The 20738-nt window shown below is 53.8% G+C and carries 19 protein-coding genes and 2 tRNA genes; 17 read left to right on the top strand and 4 right to left on the bottom strand.

Annotation, left to right across the window (positions count from 1 at the left end; all coding sequences use genetic code 11):
- Positions 1-125 precede the first annotated feature (125 nt).
- The 3 genes from RA157_RS11065 to RA157_RS11055 all read right to left on the bottom strand — a co-directional run bounded on the left by RA157_RS11065 (position 126) and on the right by RA157_RS11055 (position 4758).
- Positions 126-1550: an aldehyde dehydrogenase family protein gene (locus RA157_RS11065; protein ID WP_350333180.1), complete on the bottom strand. Its 1425-nt coding sequence runs from the start codon at positions 1548-1550 to the stop codon at positions 126-128.
- A gap of 152 nt (positions 1551-1702) precedes the next feature.
- Positions 1703-3043 carry an HlyD family type I secretion periplasmic adaptor subunit gene (locus RA157_RS11060; RefSeq protein ID WP_350333179.1) on the bottom strand — a complete coding sequence of 447 codons (1341 nt, stop codon included), beginning with the start codon at positions 3041-3043 and terminating at the stop codon, positions 1703-1705.
- Positions 3043-4758, bottom strand: a complete 1716-nt coding sequence (locus RA157_RS11055) for a type I secretion system permease/ATPase (protein WP_350333178.1) — start codon at positions 4756-4758, stop codon at positions 3043-3045. Before RA157_RS11055 ends, RA157_RS11060 begins: the two co-directional genes overlap by 1 nt.
- A gap of 237 nt (positions 4759-4995) precedes the next feature.
- Between RA157_RS11055 and RA157_RS11050 the strand changes: the two genes are divergently transcribed.
- The 13 genes from RA157_RS11050 to RA157_RS10990 all read left to right on the top strand — a co-directional run bounded on the left by RA157_RS11050 (position 4996) and on the right by RA157_RS10990 (position 16780).
- Positions 4996-5169 carry a hypothetical protein gene (locus RA157_RS11050; RefSeq protein ID WP_350333177.1) on the top strand — a complete coding sequence of 58 codons (174 nt, stop codon included), beginning with the start codon at positions 4996-4998 and terminating at the stop codon, positions 5167-5169.
- 102 nt (positions 5170-5271) lie between these two features.
- Positions 5272-6561 carry a UDP-N-acetylglucosamine 1-carboxyvinyltransferase gene (gene murA / locus RA157_RS11045; protein ID WP_350333176.1) on the top strand — a complete coding sequence of 430 codons (1290 nt, stop codon included), beginning with the start codon at positions 5272-5274 and terminating at the stop codon, positions 6559-6561.
- Between the two features lie 209 nt (positions 6562-6770).
- Positions 6771-7220, top strand: a complete 450-nt coding sequence (locus tag RA157_RS11040) for a DUF2948 family protein (protein WP_350333175.1) — start codon at positions 6771-6773, stop codon at positions 7218-7220.
- 207 nt (positions 7221-7427) lie between these two features.
- Positions 7428-8720, top strand: coding sequence for a histidinol dehydrogenase (gene hisD, locus RA157_RS11035; RefSeq protein ID WP_350333174.1), 1293 nt, complete (start codon positions 7428-7430; stop codon positions 8718-8720).
- 40 nt (positions 8721-8760) lie between these two features.
- Positions 8761-9270: a UPF0262 family protein gene (locus RA157_RS11030; protein ID WP_350333173.1), complete on the top strand. Its 510-nt coding sequence runs from the start codon at positions 8761-8763 to the stop codon at positions 9268-9270.
- A gap of 3 nt (positions 9271-9273) precedes the next feature.
- On the top strand, positions 9274-9696 hold the full coding sequence (locus RA157_RS11025; RefSeq protein WP_350333172.1) for an arsenate reductase ArsC: 423 nt from the start codon (positions 9274-9276) through the stop codon (positions 9694-9696).
- A 162-nt stretch (positions 9697-9858) separates the two neighbouring features.
- On the top strand, positions 9859-10077 hold the full coding sequence (gene infA / locus RA157_RS11020) for a translation initiation factor IF-1 (RefSeq protein ID WP_350333171.1): 219 nt from the start codon (positions 9859-9861) through the stop codon (positions 10075-10077).
- Between the two features lie 63 nt (positions 10078-10140).
- The gene (locus tag RA157_RS11015; protein WP_350333170.1) at positions 10141-10764 is read left to right on the top strand and encodes a Maf-like protein; all 624 of its coding nucleotides are present in this window, start codon (positions 10141-10143) and stop codon (positions 10762-10764) included.
- A 99-nt stretch (positions 10765-10863) separates the two neighbouring features.
- Positions 10864-11097, top strand: a complete 234-nt coding sequence (gene yacG / locus RA157_RS11010; RefSeq protein WP_350333169.1) for a DNA gyrase inhibitor YacG — start codon at positions 10864-10866, stop codon at positions 11095-11097.
- A gap of 369 nt (positions 11098-11466) precedes the next feature.
- Positions 11467-11542, top strand: a tRNA-Phe gene (locus RA157_RS11005).
- Positions 11543-11767: 225 nt separating this feature from the next.
- On the top strand, positions 11768-12541 hold the full coding sequence (locus RA157_RS11000) for a hypothetical protein (RefSeq protein WP_350333168.1): 774 nt from the start codon (positions 11768-11770) through the stop codon (positions 12539-12541).
- Between the two features lie 541 nt (positions 12542-13082).
- A complete protein-coding gene (locus tag RA157_RS10995) occupies positions 13083-14057 on the top strand; it encodes an FkbM family methyltransferase (protein ID WP_350333167.1) in 975 nt (324 codons plus the stop codon).
- Between the two features lie 2 nt (positions 14058-14059).
- On the top strand, positions 14060-16780 hold the full coding sequence (locus RA157_RS10990) for a glycosyltransferase (RefSeq protein ID WP_350333166.1): 2721 nt from the start codon (positions 14060-14062) through the stop codon (positions 16778-16780).
- Positions 16781-16859: 79 nt separating this feature from the next.
- On the opposite strand, the gene RA157_RS10985 is transcribed toward RA157_RS10990, so the two are convergent.
- Positions 16860-17561 (bottom strand): hypothetical protein, encoded by a 702-nt coding sequence (locus RA157_RS10985; protein WP_350333165.1) that lies wholly within the window; start codon positions 17559-17561, stop codon positions 16860-16862.
- Positions 17562-17564: 3 nt separating this feature from the next.
- Between RA157_RS10985 and RA157_RS10980 the strand changes: the two genes are divergently transcribed.
- The 4 genes from RA157_RS10980 (at position 17565) to RA157_RS10965 (ending at position 20737) form a co-directional block, all read left to right on the top strand.
- On the top strand, positions 17565-17831 hold the full coding sequence (locus RA157_RS10980) for a hypothetical protein (RefSeq protein ID WP_350333164.1): 267 nt from the start codon (positions 17565-17567) through the stop codon (positions 17829-17831).
- A gap of 23 nt (positions 17832-17854) precedes the next feature.
- Positions 17855-17929, top strand: a tRNA-Thr gene (locus RA157_RS10975).
- 372 nt (positions 17930-18301) lie between these two features.
- A complete protein-coding gene (locus RA157_RS10970) occupies positions 18302-18580 on the top strand; it encodes a hypothetical protein (RefSeq protein WP_350333163.1) in 279 nt (92 codons plus the stop codon).
- 993 nt (positions 18581-19573) lie between these two features.
- Positions 19574-20737, top strand: a complete 1164-nt coding sequence (locus tag RA157_RS10965) for a hypothetical protein (RefSeq protein ID WP_350333162.1) — start codon at positions 19574-19576, stop codon at positions 20735-20737.
- The last annotated feature ends 1 nt before the right edge of the window (position 20738 follow it).

Here is a 20738-nt window from a genome sequence, read left to right as displayed (position 1 = left end):
GCCGCCTCTTCCTGTTCGTTCCAGACATATTCCTGTCCGAAAACCGCGCACACTTTTCGGGAATATGCACTATCCCCTAAGCATATTCTTGTCCGAAAACCGCCCACACTTTTCGGGAATATGCTTTAACCAGTGATAGCCTTGACTTCCAGATAGTCGTGCAGGCCGTAAACGCCGTTTTCCCGACCATTACCCGACTGCTTGTAGCCGCCGAACGGTACATCATAGTCGTAGGCCTCACCGTTGATGGAAACCGTTCCGGCCCGGAGCTTTCTCGCCACCCGCTGAGCCCTGGCCCTATCACCGGACTGGACAAAAGCCCCAAGACCATACGGAGTGTCATTGGCCACGCGAATGGCTTCCTCTTCGGTGTCAAACGGGATGATAGTGAGAACCGGACCGAAAATTTCATCGCGCGCAATGGCCATCTCATTGTTCACATCAGCAAAGATGGTCGGGCGCACGAAATAGCCTTTATCAAGCCCTTCAGGCCGTCCGAGGCCGCCTGCGATCAGGCGCGCGCCCTCTCCCATACCTTTTTCGATCATCATCTGGATGGTCTCGAACTGCCGTTTGTTGACCACCGGTCCGATGTGATCGCCCTCACTCATCGGGTCAGCCACACGGGTGTTTTCAGCTTCCTTCTGTGCCAGCTCGACCACCTTGTCATAAACGCTGCGCTCGACCAGAAGGCGGGTTGGAGCGTCACAGGTCTGGCCGGAATTGGAGAAGACCGCTTCAACACTGAACGCGGTTGCCTGCTCAAGATCCGCGTCAGCAAACAGGATATTGGGAGACTTGCCCCCGAGCTCCAGTGCCACGCGCTTCACCGTATCTGCCGCAGCCTTGGAAATAGCAATACCGGCACGGGTGGAACCGGTGAATGACACCATATCCACGTCCGGATGGGTCGTGAGTGCAGATCCAACGCCCGGACCATCACCATTGATGAGATTGAACACCCCTTTGGGGAAGCCCGCTTCATGAATCATTTCCGTGAACAGGACAGCGGAGATGGGTGAGAATTCGCTTGGCTTCAGGATGACCGTACAGCCTGCAGCCAGAGCCGGGGCAACCTTGACTACCACCTGGTTGATGGGCCAGTTCCACGGAGTAATCAGCCCGCAGACCCCGACCGGCTCATCACGCAGGAGAGACCCGCCACGCGGGCTCGGTCGCTCAAAGGCATGGGCGCGCAATGCGTCAACCGTGGACTGGATATGTCCGTCACCACAGGGTGCCTGATAGTCTCGGGAAAAGGTCAACGGCGTTCCCATTTCCTCAACCATGGCAACGGCCATCGCTTCTGACCGGGACTGATAAATCTCGATCAGTCGCTCAAGCAGGGATGCACGCTCCTCCACCGGAGTTTCCGCCCAGTCATCAAAGGCGGCCCTGGCTGCTGCAACAGCCTTGTCCACATCAGCAGGAGACCCCATGGAAATCACAGCAGCCGGCTCTTCGGTCGCCGGATTGATCACATCGAAATCACGCGGTTCGACCGGGTCAACCCAGGCCCCGTCGATATAGAATTTTGTCAGTCTTTTCATGGGATAGCCTTTCAATCATGCTCAGGAACCGGCTCTTGTTCCCAGGCCTTAAATCTCATTCTGCGAAGAGATTTAGGGGCTCTTCCGGTGAAAGACCAGAAGTAATTTGAGCGGTGATTTGAAGACTGTTCAGAACCTGTCTGACAGGACGCTCAGCGCTCTTTCAACGCGTGGGCAATCTGATCTGTAATCGGCTTGACGATATAGGACAGGACCGTCCTGTCTTCCGTCTTCAGGAAAGCCTCCACCGGCATGCCGGGGATCAGTCTTTTGCCATTGAGTTTCGCCAATTCCTCATCGGGAATTGTCAGGCGGACAAGGTAATAGCTGAGACCGGACACCTGATCCTGCGTCAGATCAGCGGAGACGGTCTTCAGGGTTGCCTTAAGCTCTGGCGTGGTGCGCTGGTCAAAGCTCGGCAGACGGATAGTCGCCTGCTGTTCTGCGGTCAACTGGTCGATATCCACCGGCTGCACCTGTGCTTCGACCACCAGAAGGTCCTCTCTTGGTACAATAACCATCACCGTCTCGGCCGGGCCGATAACGCCGCCAATGGTGTGAATAGAGAGATTGTGCACAAAGCCGGAGCGCGGGGCGCGGATGTCCACACGGGTCAGCTGGTCCTCTGCAGCAATACGCTGTTCCTGCAGCTGGGCAATACGGGAGCGGGTTTCCTGCAGCTGCTGCAGAACGTCCGCCCGCGCTTCTTCCTCAATCTGCAGGATCTGGATGGAGCGTTCGCTGATCCCTTCCCGTGTCTGGGCGATCTGGGCGATAAAGCCGCCATGTTCACCCTCAAGCCGGGCCTCATCCCGTTTCAAAGCCGTCACCCGAGTGGAGGATACGAGTTCCTGGGCCAGCAGTTTTTCAAGATCCACAAGTTCTTCGCGAATGAGTTTGATTTCCTTCGCCTTGGCGTCACGCTGGGCGGTCAGGCCGTCAATCTGCTTCTCAAACTGCGTAATCTGCTCACGAAGCTGGGTCTTGCGGCCAGACAGCGACTTGCGGCGGGCTTCCAGCAACTGGCTCTGACTGTCCCGAATGAGACGCAATGCCCGCGCGTCCGCATTTGATGAGATCTGGTCAGGAAACGTAATCCCGTCTGCTCCGGACTGCTCTGCGATCAATCTTGCTTCCTGGGCTGACAGCTCATCAAGCTGCTGGGTGATCACCGACAGATTGGCGCGGGTCACTGTATCATCAAGGCGGATCAGCAGATCTCCAGCCTTGACCGCATCCCCGTTACGCACCTGAATGGTCCTGACGATGCCGCCTTCCTGATGCTGCACCTGTTTGGTGTTGGTTTCCACCACCACCACGCCGGACGCGACCACTGCGCCTGAGATTTCCGTCAGTGCGGCCCAGGCACCGATGCCACCAAACAACGTGACAATCAGCACCGCCGCCCAGACAAGATGCCTGCGGATGCTCTGGCTGAGAATCTGTTCGCCGTGCGCGGCCGGAGACGATTGCGGCATACTCTGCTCTGACATTACGCAGCCCCCTTGGCACCAGGGACGGGAGCGATCACCTGCTTCATCACCTCGTCTTTCGGGCCAAGAGCACTCGCCTGGCCTTTTGTCATACAGAGAATTGTATCCACGGCCGCAATGGCGCTGGGTCTGTGCGCGACCACCACCACAATTGAGCCGCGCTCACGCATCTCCTTGATGGCATTGGTCAGCGCGGCTTCGCCTTCCGCATCCAGATTGGAATTCGGCTCGTCCAGCACCACCAGAAACGGCTCACCATAGAGCGCCCGAGCCAGCGCAACCCGCTGCTTCTGACCACCGGACAAGGTCATGCCCGCCGATCCGATAACCGTGTTGAACCCATCCGGCAGTTCGGTAATCAGCCCGTGAATATCAGCCTGTTTCGCCGCCTTGATGATCGCCTCAGACGGTGCATCAGTCTGGAACCGGGCAATATTCTCGGCAATGGTGCCGTCGAACAACTGGATATCCTGCGGCAAATAACCGATGAACTGGCCGACCCGTTCGGATGGCCACTGGCTCAATTCCGAGCCGTCAAATTTCACCTTGCCACGCAAGGCAGGCAGAACGCCAACCATTGTTCGTGCCAGAGTGGATTTGCCTGAGCCGGACGCGCCGATGATCCCGAGCCCGTCGCCTGCTTTCAGCTGAAAGGAAATGTTCTGGATAAAAGGCTTTGTATCACCTGCAGGTCCGCTCGCTACCGCCTCGAACTTCAGGCTTTGTTCCGGCAGAGGCATATCCATGCGGGCTGTCTGCTCTTCACCACGATCCATCATTTTTTTCAGACGTGCGTGGCTCTGCCGGGCGGCGACAAACCCGCGCCAGTGCGCCACGGCCTGCTCAATGGGAGCCAGAGCGCGTGAGGTCATGATGGAAGCCGCGATCATGACACCGGGCGTGATTTCCTGACCGATCGCCAGCCAGGCACCAACACCGAGGATGGCCGATTGCAGCAGGAAACGGAAAGCTTTCGTCGATGTGCTGAACAGGCCCGCCACATCCGCCGCCCGCCGCTGGCTTGAGAGATAGGCCGAATTCCCCTCCTCCCAACGGGTTTTCAGAGCCTCTGTCATACCCATGGCCCGGACTGCTTCACCATTGCGGCGGCTGACTTCGACCAGTTGCTGCCTGCGCCCGGTTTCCTGAGCACTTTCCCGAGCCGGCTTGCGTGTGAAAACCTCGTTGAGGCCGATCAGCACAGTAATCAGCAGCGCCCCGCCAAACGCGACAAAACCGAGGATTGGATGAAACAGGAAAACCACAGCCAGATAGAACGGCATCCAGGGCACGTCGAACAGGGCTGCAGGACCGGGGCCTGAGAGAAACTGCCGCATGGTGTCAAGGTCCTGCACCGGGCGCAGCCGGGCCGCCTTGGGGCCCAGGACCAATGGCAGATAGGTGGACAGATCATAGGCCCGGCTTGAAAGCCGGGCATCAACCCGTTGGCCCAGCCGCGACAGGATACGGCTGCGCACCCCTTCCAGGAGGCCGTAGAAAACATAAAGTGCAAAGGCAAGCGAACCGATAACCACCAGGGTTGGCACAGACCCGCTGGCCAGAACCCGGTCATAGACCTGCAGCATGAACAACGGGCCGGTCAGCATCAGCATATTGATGACCATGCTGACGAGCCCGACACCCATAAACGCTCCGCGCACGGACCGAAACGCCCCGGATACCGGAGCTCCGTCACCAGATGATGCGCTCTTCACTCCTTCAGACACCGCCCTACCTGCACTTTAGACACTCAGAATCAATTAGCTGCGCCTCGCCTCCGACACTCCGGTTGCATGTACAGCATCATACAGCATTTGGACAGGGGCCAACCTGATATTTGAACCGCCTGAGCTCCCAATCCCATGCAAATATAAGACCAATTCCCGACCACTCGACGACTACTCCGGCAGGAAACCGCTTGCGTCTTGTCGTTTCTTGGGTAAAACCGCTGCATGACACAGGATCAGGGTTCATCGAAACCGTCGGCCAAGGCCGAGCGGGACAAGCGTCTGGCTGAAGCCCTGCGCACCAATTTGCGGCGGCGCAAGGCGCAGAAACGTGAGCGGCCGGATGATGAGGCGGACGGCCCGCAGTTTCGACACAAACCCGTTCCAAAAGCGGAGTGACGGGTCTCGTCACTTCTGCCGCTGTTCTGACAAATTATCTTCATAAGGGTTGGGTCCTGTCATATCCGACCCGACCGGGTCACTTGGGGGACCAGAGACTTTATGGATCGCATTCGCATTGTGGGCGGTAACCGCCTGAACGGAACCATTCCGATTTCCGGCGCCAAGAACGCCACTCTTCCTTTGATGATTGCCAGCCTTCTGACCGAAGAAACGCTGACGCTTGAAAACGTGCCTCGTCTCCGGGATGTGGCACAGCTTGTCCATATTCTGGGCAATCACGGTGTCGATTATGCCGTAAAAGGCAAGCGCTACGGGCAGGACCCTCTCGCCGGACAGACCATTCATCTGACCGCCGGTGCCATTGTGGACACGGTCGCCCCCTATGATCTGGTTTCCAAGATGCGGGCCAGCTTCTGGGTAATTGGCCCGCTTGTCGCCCGCATGGGCGAGGCTCGCGTTTCCCTTCCTGGTGGCTGCGCCATCGGCACCCGTCCGGTGGATCTGTTCATTGAAGGGCTTGAGGCCATGGGCGCGGATATCTCGCTTGACCAGGGCTATGTGATCGCCAAAGCTCCAGACGGGTTGAAGGGCGCGGAATATACCTTCCCGAAAATTTCGGTGGGCGCGACCCATACCCTGCTGATGGCGGCCTGTCTGGCGGACGGCACCACAGTACTGAACAATGCCGCACGTGAGCCTGAAGTGGGTGATCTCGCCAACTGCCTCATCAAGATGGGTGCAGATATTTCCGGCGTCGGCACCTCCACTCTGGTGATCAAGGGCAAGGAAAGCCTGCACGGTGCAACCCACAGCGTTTTGCCTGATCGCATTGAGGCGGGCACCTATGCCATGGCCGTAGCCATGACCGGTGGTGAAGTGATGCTGAAAAACGGTCGCGCGGACCTGTTGCAGTCAGCGCTCGATACCCTGCGCGATGCGGGTGTCACGATCACAGAAACCAATGAAGGCATTTCGGTTGCCCGTAACGGTACGGCTTTGAAACCGGTCGACATCGAGACAGAGCCCTTCCCGGGTTTTCCGACCGACCTTCAGGCCCAGTTCATGGCGCTGATGACCAAGGCCGATGGTGTTTCCCGTATTACCGAGACAATTTTTGAAAACCGCTTCATGCATGTGCAGGAGCTGGCTCGTCTTGGTGCGGATATCCAGCTTGACGGCCAGTCAGCCATTGTCACCGGCGTGGACGAGCTGAAAGGTGCGCCAGTAATGGCGACCGATCTGCGCGCGTCCGTGTCTCTGGTTATTGCCGGGTTGGTGGCAGATGGCGAGACCATCGTCAACCGCGTCTACCATCTGGATCGCGGCTTTGAACGGCTGGAAGAAAAGCTCAGCCGATGCGGTGCCACGATCGAGCGGATTTCTGCCTGACCTGCATGGCGCTAACGCTGTTATCAGATTTTTGAGACCCCGGCTTGAAACCCCATCAGGTCGGGGCTACCTGTATGGCAGATACGATCTGGAGCGTCGGTCCTTTCGCTGGAAATAAAGCGGTGCTTCAGCATGTTGGTCTTGCGCGAGCTCTTGTCTGAAACGCCTGTCGGCTTTTCAGGATCGCGCCAAAGTCGGAGTTGCCGCTGATGGATACCCTCAAACTCGCAGCCCTTGATCAGGACGATCTCAATGTGATCTCCGTCTATACCCAGGATGCGGTGATGAAAGTGGGTGATCTCTCTTATCAGCCGAAGGACAAGCAGTTCATGGTGGCCATGAACCGGTTCGTCTGGGAAAAAGCCGGTGACGACACCACAAAGAAGTCAAATTTTGAACGCCGTCGCTCTGCCCTGCATTTTGACCGTGTGCTGGGTGTAAAGGCTCACAATATCCGCCAGGATGCGAAAGATGCGGTTCTCGAACTGCTGGCCGTTCAGTTTGAAGGCAACGGGTCAGATGACCCTGCCGGTCATATTCTGCTGCACTTCGCCGGTGGTGGTGCCATTCGCCTGAATGTGGAATGTGTGGAGGCCCAGCTTTGTGATCTGGGTGCAGCCTGGGAAACCGGCTCTCGCCCCGAACATCCTGAAGAGTGATCCGCTGACGGCCTATATCTGGACTAAAGCACCAGACCTTTAACTTGAATTGGCAGTGGTGCTTTAAGAGCTTGTTTTTGCGCGCGCTTTTATCTGAAAAGTCTGTCAACTTTTTAGAAGCACGCTGTAGGGTCAAGACTCATTGCTGACAGCGCCTATAAAATCTGCAATAGGAAAGCATGAATTTGCTGCCCTATGGAGTATGTCGTGGCCAAACGTCTGGATTCCCGTTCGCCCTCCTTTGATGCCGACTATCTGGCTCTTCTGAATACCAAGCGCGAAATCTCCGAAGATGTGGACGCGACCGTTCGCGGCATTCTGACTGCCGTGAAGGAGCGGGGTGATGCGGCGTTGATCGACTATACCCGGACCTTTGACCGTCTGGACCTGTCCGAGACCGGTATTGCCATCACAAAAAACGAGATCAAGGCGGCCCGCGCCCAGGTGGATCAGGCAACCTACGATGCCCTGCTTCTGGCCCGGGACCGGATTGAAAGTCACCATAAACGGCAATTGCCAAAAGATGACCGCTACACGGATGCTCTTGGTGTTGAACTCGGTTCCAAATGGACGGCCCTTGAATCGGTTGGGCTCTATGTACCAGGAGGGACAGCCAGCTATCCGAGCTCTGTCCTGATGAACGCGGTTCCCGCCAAGGTCGCCGGAGTGGACCGTCTGGTCATGGTGGTGCCGACCCCTGACGGGGTGATCAACCCTCTGGTGCTGGTGGCCGCTGATCTGGCTGGCGTTGATGAAGTCTATCGCATCGGTGGAGCCCAGGCAGTGGGGGCTCTGGCCTATGGCACGGAAACCATCCAGCCGGTTGCCAAGATTGTTGGGCCTGGCAATGCCTATGTGGCCGCTGCCAAGCGCCAGGTTTTTGGCACGGTCGGCATCGACATGATTGCCGGGCCGTCAGAAGTGCTGGTTCTGGCTGATGGCAACAATAACCCGGACTGGATTGCCATCGACCTGCTGGCCCAGGCGGAACACGACACAGCCGCCCAGTCAGTCCTGATCACCGACAGCACTGAGCTGGCGGATGCGGTGGAAGCTGCTGTTGACCGGCATCTGGCAACCCTGCCCCGCTCAGAGATCGCAGGCGCAAGCTGGCGTGATTACGGCGCAATTATTCTGGTCGATGATCTGGACAGTGCCATACCTCTCGTGGACCGGATGGCACCTGAGCATCTGGAGATCGCGACAGATGATCCCGAACCACTGCTGGCCAAAGTCCGCAATGCGGGTGCTGTGTTCCTTGGTCACCACACACCGGAAGCCGTGGGAGATTATGTGGGCGGGTCGAACCATGTGCTGCCGACAGCCCGTTCTGCCCGCTTCTCATCGGGCCTGTCGGTTCTGGATTTCGTCAAAAGAACATCGATTCTGCGCTGCAATCCGGATAACCTGAGGCAGATTGGCCCAGCGGCCATGGCACTGGCGGATGCGGAAGGTTTGCAGGCGCATGGACGGTCGGTAGCGATCCGGCTCAATCTGTAACTGTCTGACCCGGACACAGAGACGCGGCGAGGAGATTGACATGGCTGGGGCAGCAGACAGCGGCGATACAGCAACAGAACGACCCACGGGGCGACTGGTTGATATCAGTCTGGATGAGGAAACGATTGGCCGTGCGACGCCCGATATCGAGCACGAGCGGGCCATCGCCATCTATGATCTGATCGAGGAAAACACGTTCCAGCCTGAAGGCCATACCGAGGGCCCTTACAAGCTGAAACTGGCAATCAAGGACAAGCGCCTGATTCTCGATATCCGCCAGGAAAATGAGGCAGAAGTGGTTCTGCACATGCTGTCCCTCACCCCGTTCCGACGGGTTATCAAGGACTACTTCCTCATCTGCGAGAGTTACTTCGAGGCCATCAAGACCGCAACGCCCAGCAAGATTGAAGCAGTCGACATGGGTCGCCGGGGTCTTCACAATGAAGGCTCACGCATTCTGCAGGAGCGGCTTGAAGGCAAGGTCTCTGTTGACTTTGACACGGCCCGACGCCTGTTCACCCTGATCTGCGCTCTGTACTGGAGAGGGTAATCTGTGGGAGAGCGGCCAGGCTCCATTCTCTTTGTCTGCGGTATGAATGCCATCCGATCTCCGATGGCAGAGAATCTGGCGCGCCATCTGTTCCCGAGCATTTTCACCCAATCCGCTGGCGTCCGCTGTGGCGAGCGTGACCCTTTCGTTGTGGCGGTGATGGATGAAATAGGCCTTGATCTCAGCAAACACCGGCCAAAAGAGCTGGATGAGCTGGAAGACGACTATTTCGATCTCATCATCACTCTGGCACCCGAAGCCCACCACAAGGCCCTTGAATTTACGCGTACCATGGCGGTGGATGTGGAATACTGGCCAACCCAGGACCCCAGCCTAGCCACGGGTTCCCGGGATCAGATTCTCGACAGTTACCGACAGGTGCGTGACCTTCTGCAGATGAAGATCGGCAAACGCTTCACACGATAAGTCCGCTTCTGGCACCTCACGACCGAGAGATCACACAAAAGCGACACGGAATGAACGGAAACGGTTTTCTTTTCCGGCACTATCCGTTAGGGTTCAGCCGCTTTTGGCACCATGACGGCGACCGAGCAGGGTTGCGACCGTCGAAACCAGCAAGACATACATATGGCGAAAGAAGACGTACTCGAATTTCCCGGAGTCGTGACCGAACTCCTTCCGAACGCAACATTCCGCGTTAAACTCGAAAATGACCACGAGATCATTGCCCACACGGCAGGCCGCATGCGCAAGAATCGCATCCGCGTTCTGGCGGGCGACAAGGTTCTGGTGGAAATGACCCCTTACGATCTGACCAAGGGTCGCATCACCTATCGCTACAAGTAATCCGGACTTCGGTTCGGATGGTGACAGGACAGCGTCACAGGAAGGCGATATAGGGAAGTATCCATGACAGATCGGCCCAAACTGATTCTCGCGTCCGGCTCTGCCCGGCGGCTCGCCCTTCTGCAACAGGTCGGGATCGAACCGGATCACATCCGCCCTGCAGATATTGACGAGACACCGCAGAAGCGCGAGATGCCACGTGCCCTTGCCAAGCGCCTGTCTCTGACCAAGGCGGAAGTGGCGATGCGGGAAGCGCGGATTGATTCCGTCTTTGATGACAGCTTTCTGATTTCCGCTGATACCGTGGTGGCCGTAGGGCGTCGTATTCTGCCCAAGGCAGAGACCATGGAAGAGGCCGAGCATTGCATGCGCCTTCTGTCCGGTCGTCAGCACCGGGTCTATACAGGCCTTGCAGTGGCAACACCGAAGGGCAAGGTCCGGCAGAAGATCGTCGAGACCCGCGTCCGCTTCAAGCGCCTGACCGGTCGTGATCTGGACGCCTATCTGGCCGCCGGAGAATGGCGCGGCAAGGCCGGTGGCTATGCTATCCAGGGTATTGCAGGCAGTTTTGTTCTGAAGCTTGTCGGCTCTTATACCAATGTGGTCGGGCTGCCCCTGCGCGAGACCATGGCGCTCTTGGAAGGCAATGGCTTTCCCGTTCATGACGGTTGGGATTCGATCGTCTAAATCGTGTTGCGCCAAAGCGGCACGCAGTCTGGCGGTTTGGCAAAAGACACCACGCTTCAGCTGGCACGCTGACGTTCATCTCTCAGAGGAACCACCAACATGGCAAATCGCGACGCAGATGATTCCGGGAAGCCTGAAGGGGCCTCTGTGGAGCCATTGCGCAAACCGCGCCCCTGCCCTATCTGCGAGAAACCATCCAGCCGCGAAGCCTATCCATTCTGCTCCAAGCGCTGCGCTGATGTGGACCTGAGCCGCTGGTTGAAGGGGTCATATGCCGTTCCGGCTCAGGAAGAGGACCTGCCGGATGAAGAGGATGAGGCAGGGCTCTACTGACAGCGCCACCACTCTTCAGCTCGAAACCGGTTTTCCCGTCTTATCAGACCCTTGCCGTACCGGCATGGAACCGTGATTCAGATTCAATTCCCTGCAGCAATCCTTCACGCAAGGGCCATTCGAGATGACCTGAGCAGGACACTCCTGCCAGGACAGTCCTTTAAACAGTTTTCAGAAACCTCTCTTAAGCGTTTGTTTTTAATTGAATTCCTCCTTTTTCTTAAAGTGAAAGCAGACTTTCACCAGGCGCGCTCAATCATTTTTCCAGCAATCGGTGGAAAGTCGGCTTTTGGGGCTGGACAAGGCCCCGCGAAATTTCTATAACGCGCGGGCCTTCACCAAAAAGGCGCGCTTCTTCAAGCGTTTTGTGCCCGGATAGCTCAGTTGGTAGAGCAGCGGATTGAAAATCCGCGTGTCGGTGGTTCGAATCCGCCTCCGGGCACCATTCTTCCCAAGGCCACCTGAATCGACATATTGTTTTTATCTTGAAAGCATCAAGAGAATTAACCGGATTAGATACCTGCTGTCTTTAGCTTCATATATTGGTGGCTCCACCAGGTATGAGATGAAAATTCTGAACAGAGATAACTTTTGGTAGACGTCTGTAGGGTTCGTGTTAGTTACAGGCGACTTTGAGTTCTCACCGGTCTTGAAAATAAAGGGAAACACGATGAAGCTTATTCTTCATTCTGGCATGGGCAAGACCGGAACTTCGGCATTGCAGGTAGCGCTGCATAGGAACAAAGAGGCGCTACTGGAGCGCGGAGTTCTTTATCCTGAACTATCTGGCCCCGTTTCTCACTCCGACTTGACCCTTCTGGTTATGAAAAGTCGCCACTATCCTTTTCCCAGAGGCTTCCGCAGAGTCCCAACTGCTGAATTGGACGAACGTCGTGAGCTAGCACGTGAAAAGCTCCTGGCTTTGAAAAGCCCACCATCTGGTGTCGAAATAATCATTCTATCGACGGAGTATATTTTCTATCTGACACGTGAATCTCAACTGGAACTCAAAGAGCTGCTAATGCAGATCACTCCGGATATTCAGACATGTGCCTGGATCAGACCACCAATCAGCTATTATTTCTCCTTGATGTCACAACGTGCCAAAGCCATTGGCGGTGTGGACGGAGCCCCACCCATCAACCCGACTGAATTTACCGTCGGCCTACGGGAAAAAATCACAACCCTTCAGGAAGTTTGGCCAACAACCCGGTTTTATCCATATGTCCCTGAAGAAATGGTCAATGCTGATATTTTACCGGATTTCATCGCAAAAGAACTCCCTGACCTAATGGATCTGGACATAACGCCTGTCAGACATAATATCAGCAAGAAAGCTAAAGGTGCTGGTATAGAAAACAGACGTGAAATGGTTGCGACGTTGAAAAAGAGCTGTGCTGACGACATTCGTCTTTACAATAAGATGTTCAGAGGGGGCTCATAAAGCCTTCCTGATTCCGCTCTGGACAGGATCAATACAGCGACGCTACTGCAATCCGCCCCCCTCTTCTGAAACGAATAGGGGGAGGCGCATGCAAGCGCGATCAGATGTCAAACAACTTGCACAGAAAGCACTTAGCCCTGCACTCTGGGACATCGGCAGCACCACAATATGTTATACGATCCGATTTCGAGACCGGCAGTCATTATATGCTGTTGACGACCCTACTGATCGTGCCCTAGATAACATGAATTCATGGGGAATTATGCCAAAGCATCCCGGCAAACTGACAGCGCTGTAGAAGCGATGAAGGCGGCTTCGGGAAAAGAGACAATCTGGCGTTGTCGAATCATGGTAAGCGGGATACGGAATTATGACAACGGGAGTCGTGACTTCATATCAGGCTCAGGCCTGTGCATCCTGTAACTGCGCTCATTAAAACGTATCGACAAACAATGCGTGGCTTCTGCTACGCTCGTCTCTATTGGAACCCATAGGATAGAGTTCTCGGTGGCGACGCTTTCAAGATAAGTGTGGGGACCTCTTGACCAGCATCAAGACATTTGAGAAGGGCATCGCTTTCAATGCCTCATATCGTGAAAAATGGCGCGATTATCTCGATCAGTTTAACGGGCCGGAAATTCAGGACAAATATGAGACTCTTGTTGCGGGCATGGACAGTATTTCCAGATCAACCTGTCGGCATCACTTGGATATTATAAGATATTGCCTGCCTAACCCACTCCTTCAAAAACTCTACTATGCAAGAGGACTCGAAAGAGAAATTCTGCCATCTGATGTGATTGAGGATCTGAGAAAGCACGGCATACACAATATCGGCAGCAAGCAGCTTCGAAACTTGGCCGACAGCCTTGAACTGCCCGAGCCGTGTCTGGGTGAAATGGCAGCCCATTCCGGGCTTATTTTCATCAGGGAGGCCGCTCTGAGGGCTATCAAAAAGCGGACCGTGATTGATGCCGGAGCCTATATCGGAGATACAGCACGGCTCTTCCAGAAAATATACAAAGCCGGAAAAGTTTTTGCCTTTGAACCCAATGCCAAAAACAATGCCCGTATGCAGGAACTCGTCAAGCAATGGGGCGCGGAAAAAACAATTATTCCCGTCCAAACAGGGACCGGTGCGGAGAAGGGCGAAATCAGGATTTGGGGCGCGGGCGTCGGCTCTTCACCAATTCAAAAGGCTGGCCTGTCTGATGATGACGCCGAAACCATCTCTGTCACGGATATCGATAGCTTCGTTCAAGAACAGCACATCACAAATCTCGAACTGATCAAGCTGGATGTAGAGGGCAGCGAGTTCGACACGATTTCTGGCGCACGGGAAACGATAAAAACGCAACGCCCAATCTTGCTTGTATCTCTCTACCATACCGCGCGGGACTTTTTTGAGATCAAACCGTATATAGAAAACATGGACCTTGGTTATAAATTTCTGGTGCGAAAAATGACTACAGATTTTGCAAAAGAAATCGTGCTGATCTGTGTTCCGGGGAAATAATTATGATAAATTTCAAAAGCTACTATGATCTGTCAAAAGATATCGCTGCAAATGTACAGCACCTTCCCCAGGTCGATATTGTCGTCGGAATTCCAAAATCAGGTGTCATTCCTGCCGTTATCATCGCTTCATTTCTGAACGTTGAATATATTGATATCGACAGCTTCATATTCAGTAATGTCAAAAGAAAAGGTGTTCGCCGGAACAATTCACAGCCAGAAGCCAAATCCCGCGTCCTGATCGTTGATGATTCGATCAATACGGGCAATCAGATGCGGATCATACAGAGCCGGCTGGTTGAATTTCAGGATCGTTTCGACTTTGTATTTTGCGCTGTCTATGGCGTGTCCAGTGAAACGCCAGCAGATATCGGATCTCTGGTTCTTTCAATTGTGCCACAGCCACGTGTTTTTCAGTGGAACTATCGCAACCATATCATTGCTGAAAGCTGCTGTTTTGACATGGATGGTGTCCTGTGTGTGGACCCACCAGAAGAGAAGAATGACGACGGCCCTCTCTATCGTGACTACATTCTGAATGCGCCACCGCTTTTCATCCCCAAAAAGAAGATCAGCGCGATTGTAACCTCACGACTGGAACGTTATCGGAAGGAAACCGTCGAATGGCTCGACAAGGCGGGCGTTCAATATGGTGAACTCATCATGCTGGATCTCCCAACAGCTGAGGAGCGTCGGCGGCTGCGTGCACACGCCCCCTTCAAGGCTGAAGTATATAGCGGCAGAGATGAACTCCTGTTTGTCGAGAGCAACTGGAAACAGACCAAAGCCATAGCGCTGGCGACGGACAAGCCTGTTCTGTGTACCGAGAACGATGCATTCCTCAGTGGCAAAGCCCACGTTTCATCGCTCGACAAGAATGGCCAACTGTTCAGCTATGACCAGATCAATATTGAGCAGGAACTGCGCACTGAGGTGGCAGACCTCAGTGAGCGACTGAGCATGGCCGTTCCTGAGCTGGAACGTGAGCTCGGCAGCCTTCTGAAGGACAAGCCGCACAAGAAGCAGAGAGTGGCCAATGCCTTTGCCAAGGAAAGAACCCTCAAGAAGGTGCTGAAGTCATCCAAGGAAAAAGTCCCTCCCCTGAAGTCCAAGGGAGAGACCATGCGTGTGCTGATGATCAGCCGGTCGTTTGACCCGAAGGTTGGGGCAGGCGCCGCAATGTCCAGCCAACGCCTCCGCGGCTGCCTTCAGCAGCATGGGCTGGAAGTCATCTCACTCAGCCTCGAGAATATTGCGCCAGCGAGGAACGCCAAGGCGGCGCAGCCGATCAAGGGAACTAATATCGGATACTGGGCCAGCTATCAGGATCTCGATCATTCAGCAAAACTGCGGAACCGGATTGATCTGATTGACCCGGATGTGATCATTCTGGGGGCTGTTGACAGCGGCATTCTGACAGTCGCCGACCTCGCTCTGATCAACAAGCCGATCGTCTGGATTGCCAGAGATAACTGGTCACATACGGGTGGTTGCCTTTTCAAGCTTGAGCCGGAAGCGGTTCTCACAGCAAGCAATGTAAATGAGCAGTTCCTCGGCTCTCTGATCTGCGATCAGTACAAGTCTGGCTGCCGATCTTGTCCTGCTTTTAACCACAATGAAGACAGCCCAAGGGCAGCTCTGCAATATCAGCTCAAGAAGATATTCCTTGAATACAGGAAGGATATTGTCTTTGCGCCCATTTCGAGCTGGCTGCACAAGTTCATGGAAGACGCACCGCTGACTGCGGATCACAAGATCATTACGATCAACAATCCGATCGACTTGCAGACAGTCAGAAAGCTGCCGTCGGACAAAACCACACTGCGGCACAAGCTCGGCCTTCCCGCTGACAAGAAGATTGTTCTGCTGAATGCTCACAGGCTGGAAAACCCAAGAAAAGGGTTCCAGGTTATTCTTGACCAGCTGCCCCGGACAAAATCCCTGAGTGATGTTCTGTTCGTTGTAATGGGAAGCCTGAAGAAGTCCGAGATTCCGAGCGAGCTGCGCCACCAGTTCCATGCCTTCGATTTTATATCAGATGAGCAGATAAAGCTGGAGATCTACAACAGTGTTGATGCTGTGGTTGTTCCTGCCCTGCAGGAAAGCCTGTCAGTCGTCGCATCAGACGCGATTGCAACCGGTGTCCCGGTGATTGCATTTGATGGTAGCGGTCTGACCGACCTGGTCGAGCATAAGAAAAACGGCTGGCTGGCTCCGGCTTTCGATGCAAGAGAGCTATTTAACGGGCTGCAATGGGTTCTGTTCGAGGCAGATGCAGCACAGCTTCAGGAAGCCTGTCTTGCAAAGGCAAAGGCGGTTCTGTCGAGCGACGTCAATACGAAAAAGGTCATTGCAGCCTGTGAAGAGGCCATCAAGCAGCACAAAGAGCTCTCATACAACAGCGATTTTGCTGAGATGCTTTCTGATATCCTCAATGAGTTCAACGAGATATCTCTGTTTGAGCACCAGGCCAGACGCTATGTGGAAAAGCAGCTCAAGGGTAATGCCCCCGTCGCGGCTCCCAAGCCACCGGTACAGTCCGGGAAACTTCACTACGGTTTCCTTGGCTGGCGACGGGTGTTCATTCCGTTTATCCGAAGGGTCGTAAAGAAGCATGGGAAACCAGGCGACCTGGAAGCCTTTGGAAAAGACCCTGTCGGCTTCATGTATCGTCTGAAAAGTCCGAAATACGTCAAGATCCGCGAAATTCTGTTTCCCCAGTAAGGCATCTGCAGCGAGGTATCTGGAGGCGGAGCGCTTGGTCTGTGACAAGCTCCGCCCCAGCTCGGGCTATGTCCTCAGTTCAGGGAAACCGAGCCAGCAGAGCCTTTCTTATATCCGCTTCCAGCTCTTCATTGTTCACCTTGCGGGCGACTTCTTTTCTGATTGTCCTGATCTGCTCATCCGTATAGTCCAGATTGCTCACAAGGGTTCTCGTATACTTCCTGATGATGTCTTTCTTCGTCAGACGTGTGTTGCGGTATTTTTCCAGATCGGCAGGTTCCGGCATGCTCACGTCAATGGCCTGCCCCGCATCACCTCCGACAAGCTTAAGAATATCCGACCCCGGAAAGTCCGGACTGTCTTCAAAGGGAAAGACATGGACCGGTTTTTTGACGATCGTCCGGAATTGCTCGATATACCGGCTGTAATCGAAGATGAACTGCCACCCGCCGGGGACACCCTTATAGGCCTCCGGGTCCATGGGAACCGTCAGTTTCCCCGTCCTCATCACCTCATCGAAGACCGACAGCAAGTCCAGCACGACCTTGTGCTTGCTCATCTCTGCGAAGATTGAGAAAAAATAGTCATCCGGTTTTCTCGTCACAACGGCATAGTGCACATCCTCAACACCGAGGGATGCAAACTGCCCGCTGATGCGCTCCGCCAGCCTCTCATCTGCCAGAGCATTCTCGAAATCCTCTGACGACAGAACCAGGATCGACGCCTCTTCCGGGGCTTCTCTGAAGACCTGTTCAAGGAGCGTTGTGTCACCACGCAGCATGGCATGCGACACGCGATGATGATTATGAGTGCCGGTGAAAGGATAACAGATACCGTGCGCCAGCAACGCCTCACGCCGCAAATGGAAAATGCCCTGCAGATAAGTACTGGCCGTCTTGTGCAGCCCGCAGTGTACAATTATTCGATTTATCACCAGACCTGCCTTTTTCTGACCAGCAACCTGACAGCCATAAACAACGGCAATGGTAAAGGCCAGAAAAAATGGGATAAACTGAAAATCCCCCTTGATTCTGCGGGTCTTGCCCTATAAACACAGCCTCACTTTTCCGGTTCGCCGCAGTAGCTCAGTGGTAGAGCGCGTCATTGGTAATGACGAGGCCGGGAGTTCAATCCTCCCCTGCGGCACCATTTTGCCTCTCCCATCAGAAAACGTCACTAACATCCTAAATAGTTAGGCTTTTTGACGGGAGATTTCTTGATATCTGCCGCTTGTGCCGAACGCTGGTTTCAGACATAGTAGAATGTCGCCTTGACCAAGACCACCATAGTCTCGGTTGGCTGAAGACGTTCTAAGATCTCAGCGAATTCGCTTTCCAACTTGTTTCATGGGATCGACTTGCCATAGCTATCGCTGGATTTGTTGTCACGCCGATAATAGGCGTATTTTTTTGCTCTTACTCTTCGACCATCAGCCTTTGAATGGATAACTGCAGTCGTTACATGTGACAGCGCCACGCAAAGGGAAATCTTCGCTGATGTCTTTACGAGTATTACGAGGTCGTGGCAGGCGAGCATCGATCTCATGCACTCACCAAACTGAATGGGGAAACGGAACCCCAATCCAAAGCCTGCTTTGTGTCCGTCTCCTGCATTATCACAGGCGATGCGGATGATGCGATAACGCTGGAAGCCTCTCTTGCCGAGAGTGTCGTGCGCAGGCCCATGGATGAGATTGACCAGGACAAAACCTTTGCCGCCCTCATAAGGCAGGGGCAGAGTGTTGGAGATGCGGCATCACTGAGCGACTGGGCAAACAACACTTGGCAATCGCCAATCTGATAGTACCGGTCCTCAAAGCCTATCAGAACGACAAGACACACCCGAAGACCATTCGGTTGCTCAGCATGCATCCGAACGCCAACAGAGAGAATGTTGGATCTTGTTCAAGAATGAAGACAGTCACGCCCCGAAAGTTATTGCCTCAAAAACTGGCTGCAGGCTGGTCAGACGCTGCCTTCTTGATGTTGGGGCATATTTTCCATCGCACGATTATATCGATATCGTAAAGGAAGACAGTGGCGAGGTATTCATTCGTGTCGCGCATGATGGTGAGGTCACGACGTATGAAGGCCAGCTACCCCCGCAAGGATGCAAAACGTTTGACATGTACCACGCAAGAAGGGCTAAGAAGTTCTTCGTGATCTCTACATCCTCTTCGACAAGATTCTGACACCAACCAATGATGGGATCATGATCATCCCGATCTTTATCACAACCGCAATGCGGTGAAGCGGCTCAGCGATGGTTGAGATGTTAGGAAAACCCCTGACTGTTTCAATGTCCGGTCACTGCTCGCCTGATCAAACCTTCTTCGATCTACTTAGAGACAAAAATATCATCGACAGCATAGTCAAACGGCGACAGGCAAGATCACAGCCGATGCTCATGTCACATCTCCAGCAAAGACACAGCAAAAGATCATTCAGAATCGCCTTGATGGCACGCGCAAGGACAAGATTCGCTAGCGACCCAACTACATGAGTTTCCCGATACGTCCCTATACGAAGAACAGCGGCATCAAAACTATCAACCAGGGGTTAAGCATCGGAAAACCCTACCGATAGGTAAACCTGATTATGGAAGGCGCTCAAACATGGCCCGTCCGATGACTCAGATGCTAACGGCCAGATTTATGCAACCTTGAGACATTATGCATCCATTTTTTGGATGCGTGTGGAAATTTAATCTCGTTTTGATTGTCATTCGGCTGATTGCATTATATCGTCTGCTCAACTGTTTTACTTAAGTTACGATAACTAGGAATTATTATGCATGACACGGGTGTCGACTGATTGGCAAGGAAACGACTTGTTCTCACTGGATCATGCTGACGAATGTTTCCGGAATGCCTTGCGTCGCGTGGCCACTTATTTGAACAGTGGGGCCAATCGTTTGTGTTCTCTTGACTGGTTAAAGCAGAATGATGATTGTCTCGCTAGGATCTTTGAACAAAATGGGCTTGATGACCAACTCATTGATTATTTTGTTTCTAACCGCCCTGAAGGCATAAGAGGCGCGGCGAGACCGCCGGATGATGTTCGGGCTGAACACGAGTTTTATGGACGATTTCAATTCCAGAAGCGGCGCAAGCCAGACCGGATGCATGTTACTTTTACTTCAACAGAAGCGTTCCGGGAATGGGGACTCCAGAGACTTCACCCGCCTGCAACGGATATAAAAGCACTCGTCGATTTATTCGACGAAGACCCTGTTAAAGCCTTCTCTCAGGCCTATACCAATTATCTGGTCAAGAACTATTGGCACAATACAGTCCATTCGCTGCTGCAGAAAATTAATGAACTTAATTTTCATGAATTTGGTGGTGACGCCCGATATGACAGCGATTTTGCCGCGGACAATATCGCAAATATCTTACTACTACGGGCATATGGATGCGTAATAAATTGCCGAGGTCGGATAAGCCTTGCGAACAGCGATATTTGTAGACGTGTTTTTGCGCTGAACCGATGTAATCGTGTGTTTGCAGAACGGGCAATAAGGCGTAACGAAGACCAGGACCCCCTTGCAAAGTTCCAAGAAAGAAGCTGGCGATTCAGACGACAGGTTGCAAATGCCCTTAGCGCCGAACTGCTTTGTCGTGGAGCAGCCGTATCAGATATCGCGGTTTACCTGACTGGTGGTATTGCTAAACGCAAAGATAATAGAGGCGGATATTATCATACCGGTTCCGTGGTTATCCGGTTAAATCAAATCTATATCAATACTGGTATTCCACCCTATCTAGAGGATAGTTCCGATTTAGAGCGTCCTCAGAAACGCCTGGCAACCATTCGCAAAAATCAACACATGAGAGTTGCAGACATCCTTTCGCATACGGCAACACGATATGCCTCGATACTCTCAAATGATTCTGGCGCACGCGAATATGCGGAACAAAGTCTAAGCATGCTGGAAACCAAGTTGAAGTTCTGGTAGC

Source organism: Coralliovum pocilloporae, assembly GCF_030845175.1.
In the GTDB taxonomy this organism is placed as follows: Bacteria; Pseudomonadota; Alphaproteobacteria; order Rhizobiales; family Cohaesibacteraceae; genus Coralliovum; species Coralliovum pocilloporae.
This window is presented reverse-complemented; position numbering and strand designations above follow the sequence as displayed.

What these genes read in the sequence shown, in the direction of transcription:
- RA157_RS11000 (WP_350333168.1), top strand. Translation starts at nt 11,768, where the DNA reads ATGAAGCTTATTCTTCATTCTGGCATGGGCAAGACCGGAACTTCGGCA.
- RA157_RS10990 (WP_350333166.1), top strand. Translation starts at nt 14,060, where the DNA reads ATGATAAATTTCAAAAGCTACTATGATCTGTCAAAAGATATCGCTGCA.
- RA157_RS11065 (WP_350333180.1), bottom strand. Translation starts at nt 1,550, where the DNA reads ATGAAAAGACTGACAAAATTCTATATCGACGGGGCCTGGGTTGACCCG.
- RA157_RS11030 (WP_350333173.1), top strand. Translation starts at nt 8,761, where the DNA reads ATGGCTGGGGCAGCAGACAGCGGCGATACAGCAACAGAACGACCCACG.
- RA157_RS11050 (WP_350333177.1), top strand. Translation starts at nt 4,996, where the DNA reads ATGACACAGGATCAGGGTTCATCGAAACCGTCGGCCAAGGCCGAGCGG.
- RA157_RS11060 (WP_350333179.1), bottom strand. Translation starts at nt 3,043, where the DNA reads ATGTCAGAGCAGAGTATGCCGCAATCGTCTCCGGCCGCGCACGGCGAA.
- RA157_RS10985 (WP_350333165.1), bottom strand. Translation starts at nt 17,561, where the DNA reads ATGCTGCGTGGTGACACAACGCTCCTTGAACAGGTCTTCAGAGAAGCC.
- infA (WP_350333171.1), top strand. Translation starts at nt 9,859, where the DNA reads ATGGCGAAAGAAGACGTACTCGAATTTCCCGGAGTCGTGACCGAACTC.
- RA157_RS11040 (WP_350333175.1), top strand. Translation starts at nt 6,771, where the DNA reads ATGGATACCCTCAAACTCGCAGCCCTTGATCAGGACGATCTCAATGTG.
- RA157_RS10965 (WP_350333162.1), top strand. Translation starts at nt 19,574, where the DNA reads ATGACACGGGTGTCGACTGATTGGCAAGGAAACGACTTGTTCTCACTG.
- RA157_RS10980 (WP_350333164.1), top strand. Translation starts at nt 17,565, where the DNA reads ATGCGACACGCGATGATGATTATGAGTGCCGGTGAAAGGATAACAGAT.
- RA157_RS11015 (WP_350333170.1), top strand. Translation starts at nt 10,141, where the DNA reads ATGACAGATCGGCCCAAACTGATTCTCGCGTCCGGCTCTGCCCGGCGG.
- murA (WP_350333176.1), top strand. Translation starts at nt 5,272, where the DNA reads ATGGATCGCATTCGCATTGTGGGCGGTAACCGCCTGAACGGAACCATT.
- yacG (WP_350333169.1), top strand. Translation starts at nt 10,864, where the DNA reads ATGGCAAATCGCGACGCAGATGATTCCGGGAAGCCTGAAGGGGCCTCT.